Annotated in this window: 9 protein-coding genes; 5 read left to right on the forward strand and 4 right to left on the reverse strand. The window is 36.4% G+C overall.

Annotated elements, in window-relative coordinates; all coding sequences use genetic code 11:
• Positions 1-285, reverse strand: a 285-nt coding sequence (locus V7659_RS25210; RefSeq protein WP_335542864.1) for an RNase H family protein, incomplete at its 3' end; no start/stop codon positions are given.
• A 199-nt stretch (positions 286-484) separates the two neighbouring features.
• Between V7659_RS25210 and V7659_RS25215 the strand changes: the two genes are divergently transcribed.
• Positions 485-1,141: a reverse transcriptase-like protein gene (locus tag V7659_RS25215; protein ID WP_335542865.1), complete on the forward strand. Its 657-nt coding sequence runs from the start codon at positions 485-487 to the stop codon at positions 1,139-1,141.
• 20 nt (positions 1,142-1,161) lie between these two features.
• Positions 1,162-1,347 (forward strand): zinc-finger domain-containing protein, encoded by a 186-nt coding sequence (locus V7659_RS25220; protein WP_313958685.1) that lies wholly within the window; start codon positions 1,162-1,164, stop codon positions 1,345-1,347.
• A gap of 72 nt (positions 1,348-1,419) precedes the next feature.
• On the opposite strand, the gene cspD is transcribed toward V7659_RS25220, so the two are convergent.
• Complete coding sequence (gene cspD / locus V7659_RS25225; RefSeq protein ID WP_026563856.1) at positions 1,420-1,620, reverse strand: cold-shock protein CspD; 201 nt, start codon at positions 1,618-1,620, stop codon at positions 1,420-1,422.
• A gap of 277 nt (positions 1,621-1,897) precedes the next feature.
• Here cspD and V7659_RS25230 point away from each other — a divergent pair, with 277 nt between their 5' ends.
• The 3 genes from V7659_RS25230 to mntR all read left to right on the forward strand — a co-directional run bounded on the left by V7659_RS25230 (position 1,898) and on the right by mntR (position 5,047).
• On the forward strand, positions 1,898-2,185 hold the full coding sequence (locus tag V7659_RS25230; protein ID WP_335542866.1) for a hypothetical protein: 288 nt from the start codon (positions 1,898-1,900) through the stop codon (positions 2,183-2,185).
• A 179-nt stretch (positions 2,186-2,364) separates the two neighbouring features.
• Positions 2,365-4,554: a DNA topoisomerase III gene (locus V7659_RS25235; RefSeq protein WP_335542867.1), complete on the forward strand. Its 2,190-nt coding sequence runs from the start codon at positions 2,365-2,367 to the stop codon at positions 4,552-4,554.
• A 70-nt stretch (positions 4,555-4,624) separates the two neighbouring features.
• A complete protein-coding gene (mntR, locus tag V7659_RS25240) occupies positions 4,625-5,047 on the forward strand; it encodes a transcriptional regulator MntR (protein ID WP_026563854.1) in 423 nt (140 codons plus the stop codon).
• Positions 5,048-5,081: 34 nt separating this feature from the next.
• On the opposite strand, the gene V7659_RS25245 is transcribed toward mntR, so the two are convergent.
• Positions 5,082-5,294: a DUF3892 domain-containing protein gene (locus tag V7659_RS25245; RefSeq protein ID WP_335542868.1), complete on the reverse strand. Its 213-nt coding sequence runs from the start codon at positions 5,292-5,294 to the stop codon at positions 5,082-5,084.
• A 115-nt stretch (positions 5,295-5,409) separates the two neighbouring features.
• Positions 5,410-6,318 carry a homoserine O-acetyltransferase MetA gene (gene metA, locus V7659_RS25250; RefSeq protein WP_335542869.1) on the reverse strand — a complete coding sequence of 303 codons (909 nt, stop codon included), beginning with the start codon at positions 6,316-6,318 and terminating at the stop codon, positions 5,410-5,412.
• Positions 6,319-6,420 lie beyond the last annotated feature (102 nt).

Below are 6,420 nucleotides of genomic sequence, written 5' to 3' on the forward strand. Positions count from 1 at the left end.
GTGTTCAAGTAATGGTGTGTAAAGCTTATTTTTAACAAACTCTTTTTCAACTGCCTGATTAACTAATTGAGAATCCGTTCGAAAAGACAAAACGGAATCCTGAATCCCTTTTTCTAAACATATTTCTAATGCTTTAATAAATGCATGATATTCTGCTTCATGATTTGACATGTTTCCAAGGGGAATGGAATATTTTTCAGTAATGCCATTTCCTTTAATAAAAATCCCGGCCCCGCTTGGTCCAGGATTTCCAGCACTTGCCCCGTCAATATAAACTTCAATCAATTCTGTTTCCTCCATAAGTGTACTAATGAAAGTTTATCATATTTCTTTTAAGGCAGAAAATATTTATTCTTATAACAACTATGAAGAAGTGGGTATGATAAGAATATATTAGAATAGGTTAGGATGAAGTGGTAAAATTGCCGAATAGGGATCGAATATTTTAAATGCCATTGAATTCTTTAAAGAAAGGTTGAAGACATTGAAATATCGGTTAGAGTGGATATATAAAACGAAAAGTAATGAAAAGGTTCAGTTTTCCTCTGAATTGGTATCAGGTGAAACTGCAATACAAATCGGAGAAGAGCTTGAAAATACTGGGAAGGTATCGGATTTGTTTTTTTATGATGAGAAAGGAACATCTTGGATTTTAAAGGAAATGAAAAAGTTAATGACTGAAATTGAAGAAGACCCTCATGAAATAACTGTTTACTTTGATGGAGGCTTTCAAAAGGAAACCAATCAAGCAGGTCTAGGAGCGGTTATTTTTTTTAAACAGGGTAAGAAGAAATACCGTATTCGAGCGAATGAACGGATTGATGAACTTGAGACAAACAATGAAGCAGAATACGCTGCTTTTTATTATGCATTGAATATTTTAGAGGATTTAGGTGTCCATCATTTATCCTGTGAATTCAAAGGTGACTCCCAAGTTGTGTTAAAACAGTTAGAAGGAGAATGGCCATGTTATGAAGATACCCTTAACAACTGGCTTGACCGAATTGAGGGGAAAATTAAAGAATTAGGTTTAACACCTAAATATACATCCATTAATAGAAAAGATAATAAAGAGGCAGATAAACTGGCGACACAAGCATTAGAAGGAAAAGAAATATTTGCAAAAACATTAATTCTTTAGGAAATGGGTGTGAAACTCTTGTGAAGGAAATCAACAGAAGAGAATTATTGAGTCATGTCGAATCTTTAATGGCTCAATACTGTGAAGGCTGCTTTTTACATCAACATATGAAAAAAGAAGGCGGGCGAAGAGCAGCACACCGGTTTTGCATTTCCCAGTGTACAGTAGGAGAACAACTTCAGGAGTTTGGGAAAAAATTAAGTTAATGGATGTCACATTGTACCTGCAAAAATAAAAAGGCTGACGATTATTCGTCAGCCCTAATTGGTTAGTTTAGATTATAGTTTTACAACGTTAGCTGCTTGTGGTCCACGGTTTCCTTCAACGATTTCAAAAGAAACTTCTTGGCCTTCTTCTAAAGATTTGAAGCCTTCGCCAGTGATAGCGCTGAAGTGTACGAATACATCGTCGCCGCCTTCTACTTCAATAAAACCAAAACCTTTTTCATTGTTAAACCATTTAACTTTACCGTTTTGCATTTACTTCTTCCTCCTAAGCCTTTCAAGCCACCCTTATGGTGCCAAAGATAAATATTATCATGTAGACGATCTGCACTAGTATAAGAATGCATATAGTAGATACATGATGCTTTAAATATACAATATTGAAAATTTACAGTCAAGGAAGGACTTAGGTTTTTTAGTTAATTTATCATAGATTCTATGAAAATATTTGGATATCGTACTCAGGTATTAACATAAAACTACTTTAGCATCATATGTTTAAATAACCATATACATGCAGGAGGCAGATACCATGTACCGATTTTCCATTGAAGGTGCGGATTGGATATTAAGATTTTCACCGCAAGTTTATATTGATTCAGTCGAAAAACAGGCGATATTAATGGCTCTGCTTCATGTCGGTGCTGATTTAAGTAAATATTCTCACGGAAGTGCCTTTATCATTTTTACGAAGAAAATTGGTGCAATAGTTTTCGAAGTTGAGAGAATTCCGTCTTTAATATTAACAGTTTCAAATATTATCCCTGATGACAATTGGTATGATGACCCAGAGCTTACCACTTTAAAACAAATAAAGTAATGATAAGTTTATCCTGGATGGCCATAAAATGGCCATCCTTTTATTTATTCTCCAGCTGACCCATTTGTCATAAATTCGTCAAGGGAAATGCTGGATACCCAGTATTTTATCTCTTTACTAACTATTGCTTTAATGGGTAAAATGGACATCGGGATGCTTGTAAAAAAGGGAGCAATCATATGAAATTAATTATTGCCGAAAAGCCGGATCAAGGTTCGACCTTAGCATCAATCTTTAAACATAAAAAACAAAATGGTTTTATTGAAATTTTTTCAAATGATGTTTTTCCAGAGGGAGCCTATGTAACTTGGGCCATTGGACATATATGCCAATTAGTCTCACCTGAAAAATATCAGCAAGGCTGGAAAAAATGGTCATTAGATCATTTACCAATGATCCCTGAACAGTTTGAATACGAGGTAACAAAGGATAAGGCAAAACAATTTGCCGTCATTAAGAAATTGGTCTCTGACCCTAGAGTTACTGAAATTATTCACGCGGGTGATGCTGGGCGTGAAGGTGAGCTAATCATTCGCAATATCCTCAGGCTGACAAAATGTCACAAACCTATGAAAAGGCTTTGGATTTCTTCGTTGACAGCTAACAGTATTCGAGAGGGTTTCCAGAAGCTTTTGGATGAACAACAAACGCGGAGTTTATATTTTGAAGCCTATACCAGGGCTTGTGCTGACTGGGTGGTTGGTATGAATGCTTCACGGCTCTATAGCCTCTTACTGCAAAAACAAGGATTTTCCGATGTTTTTTCGGTTGGAAGAGTACAAACCCCAACATTAGCCCTGATTGTTAAAAGAGAACTAGAAATAGAGAACTTTAAGTCGGAACCCTTTTGGGAGGTTCTAGCACATTTTAATATGGATGGAAAAAAGTACACGGGAAAATGGCAGAATGATGGCGAAACTCGAGTAAATAAAAAAGAGTTAGCAGATAAAGTTGCGGCTTTTTGCAAGGGTAAACTCGCTGAGGTTAGTGAGGTTCAATCAGAAAGAAAAGAATTTCTCCCACCACTCTTATACAATCTATCGGCTCTCCAAGCTGAGGCGAATAAGCGGTTTAAATTTTCTCCGAAGAAAACACTAGATGTAATGCAAAAGCTCTATCAAAAAGGAAATGTCTCATACCCTCGTTCCGATTCACGGTATGTAACGAAAGAAGAAGCCAATACTTTCCCAGATATATTAAACAAATTAAGTCATATTAAGGATTACGAGAGTTTCTTCCCCTTGCCAATAACATCTATTTCTGAAAACAAACGCTATGTGAATGAAAAGAAGGTCACGGACCACTACGCAATTATTCCAACGGAACAAATCCCAAATGTAGAGCGGCTTACCCCAGATGAAAAGAAAATATATGATTTAGTCGTAACAAGTTTAATAGCTGCACACTACAGTAAGGCGATTGCGGAATATACTACTGTAACTACAATGGTAGATGGCAGGGCGGCATTTATCTCAAAAGGTAAGGTACAAATTGAAGAAGGCTGGCGAAAGGTACTGAAACCAAAAGATGATGATGATGAGCCTGCACTGCCAAAGTTAACAGAGGGTGAGCAAGGTAAGACAGATAAAGTGGAAGTGAAAGAAAGTAAAACTCAGCCTCCAAAACGTTATACCGAAGGTCAATTGATTACATTAATGAAAACGGCCGGAAAGCATATAGATGATAAAGAGCTTGAAAAGATCCTCACTAAAACTGAGGGGCTTGGTACGGAAGCGACGAGAGCTGGCATTATTACGATGCTAAAGGACCGCTTATATATTGAGGTAAACAAAAATTTAGTTTATGCCACAGCAAAGGCCAAAATCCTGATTGAAGCCATCGGTAAAGAAATTTTAGCTTCACCAGAAATGACCGCCAAGTGGGAACAGAAATTGAAGGAAATTTCAGAAGGGTCTGCAGCACCCAAGCACTTCATGGAGCAAACGAAAAAGATGGTATTTCATTTAATTACGTCTAGTATAGACCAAGCGGCAAATTGGTCGTTTTCAGATGAAATGCGTGAAAATTTTGCACCAGGGAAGCAAAAGGGAAGAAAGCAATCAGCTGCCAAACTAGGGCCTTGTAAAAAATGTGAGGGGTCGGTAGTGGACAAGGGCAGTTTTTACGGCTGTTCCAATTACCAAAAAAATCATTGTGATTTTACTATATCCAAGAAGATTTTAGGTAAAAACATAACGCAAAAGAATATTAAGCTTCTTTTATTGGAAGGGAAAACAGAGTTGATTGAAGGGTTTGTTAATAAAGAAAAAACTTTTAATGCCCGGCTTTATTTAGACGAATCTGAAAAAAGGGTCAAATTTTTATTTGAACAAAAGCCACAAAAAAAGGAAGTATTTATAGATAAATGATAAAGTTCCTTGTCACTCTTTTTTTCTTATAGTACACTTTTAGTTGAGTAATTTTTTTGGAGGGTATGGGATGCCAACACCAAGTATGGAAGATTATATTGAACAAATATATATATTGATTGAAGAAAAAGGATACGCTCGGGTCTCGGATATTGCCGAAGCGCTGTCTGTACATCCCTCCTCAGTAACGAAAATGGTGCAAAAGCTTGATAAAGATGAGTACTTAGTTTATGAAAAATATAGAGGTCTTGTGTTAACAACAAAAGGTAAAAAGATTGGTAAACGCCTTGTCTTTAGACATGATTTGCTAGAACAATTCCTAAAAATCATCGGTGTAAAAGATGAAAATATTTATAACGATGTCGAAGGGATTGAGCACCATTTAAGTTGGGATTCCATCGATCGAATTGGTGACCTTGTTCAGTTTTTTGAAGAGGATCAAAAGCGAATTGATGCATTAAATGAAATTCAAAAACAGAATGAAAATGAATAATAAGAAAGCACCTAGCAAATGAAGCTAGGTGCTTTTAATATAAATCTGGGAACTGGTCAAAAGATTGGCTGCTTTCTGGGATTAAAGACATTTTCCCATGTTCTTCCTCTATTGCCTGAACCCCTTGGATTAGACCCTCTTCAGCTTCTTGTAACGCCTTTCGATACGAGATAATTCGTCCCTCTGAAGTAACGAAGTTAATAATTTCACCAAAGTAATTGCGATGAAGTGCGACGATTGATTCCATACAAAACTCCCCCATTTAGATTTTTTATGAAGCCTCTTACTTTTTCTATATTCTTTCTATTTTTACAAAAAATAAACTAAAAAAAGCATCGGAAGTTATTTTCCGATGCTTGCTGTTAGCCCCAAAAAAAAGGGGTTTCTTGGTAGACATAATAATTGAGCCAGTTTGAAAAGAATAAGTGGCCATGGGACCGCCAGCGATTTATTGGCGGTTGGGTTGGATCATTATTTGGGAAGTAGTTTTCGGGAATATGGATTTCAAGACCCTTATTCACATCCCTTTCGTATTCCTGTGCAAGCGAATCTGATTCATATTCTAAATGTCCGGTAATCATCACATGCTTTCTATCGCGAGATGCAATTAATAAGGCACCTGCATCTTCTGAGGCAGCTAATAATTTTAATTCTGTATTCTTTTTAATCGCTTCGATCGAAACATCTGTATAACGGGAATGCGGAGCGTAAAACTGATCATCAAAACCACGCAGCAAAATATCATTTTGTTCAAAAATCCGGTGGGCATAAATGCCGGAGCATTTTCTCTGTAATTCAAATTTACCAATTCCGTAATGATAATGTAGTGCAGCTTGGGCTCCCCAACAAATATGTAGTGTCGAAGTGACATTATCATTGGCCCAATCCATTATTTCTGTTAACTCTGACCAATATTTCACTTGATCAAATTCTAACAGCTCCACCGGGGCACCAGTAATAATCATACCGTCAAATTTCAGGTTCTTCACTTGTGAAAATGTCGTGTAAAACTGTTCGAGATGCTGTTTACTCGTATGGGTAGATTCATATGAATTCGTTTTTAAAAAATTAACATTTACTTGTAAGGGCGAGTTTCCTAATAATCGTAAAAGCTGTGTTTCTGCTCTTTCTTTTTCAGGCATTAAATTCAGAATGAGTATATTTAACGGTCTGATGTCCTGAGCAATTGCACGTTCATTGTCCATGATGAAGATATTTTCTGTTTCAAGAATTTCCCTTGCTGGAAGAAGTTTTGGAATGTTAATTGGCAAGTGACCATCCCCTTTTTCTGGTTTAATTTCAGGCGTTTATCTAAATACTACATCCATTAATATAACTACTACATACGACATGAAGTCAATGAATATTTATAA

This window comes from Neobacillus drentensis (assembly GCF_036966985.1).
GTDB classification, from domain to species: Bacteria; Bacillota; Bacilli; order Bacillales; family Cytobacillaceae; genus Neobacillus; species Neobacillus drentensis_E.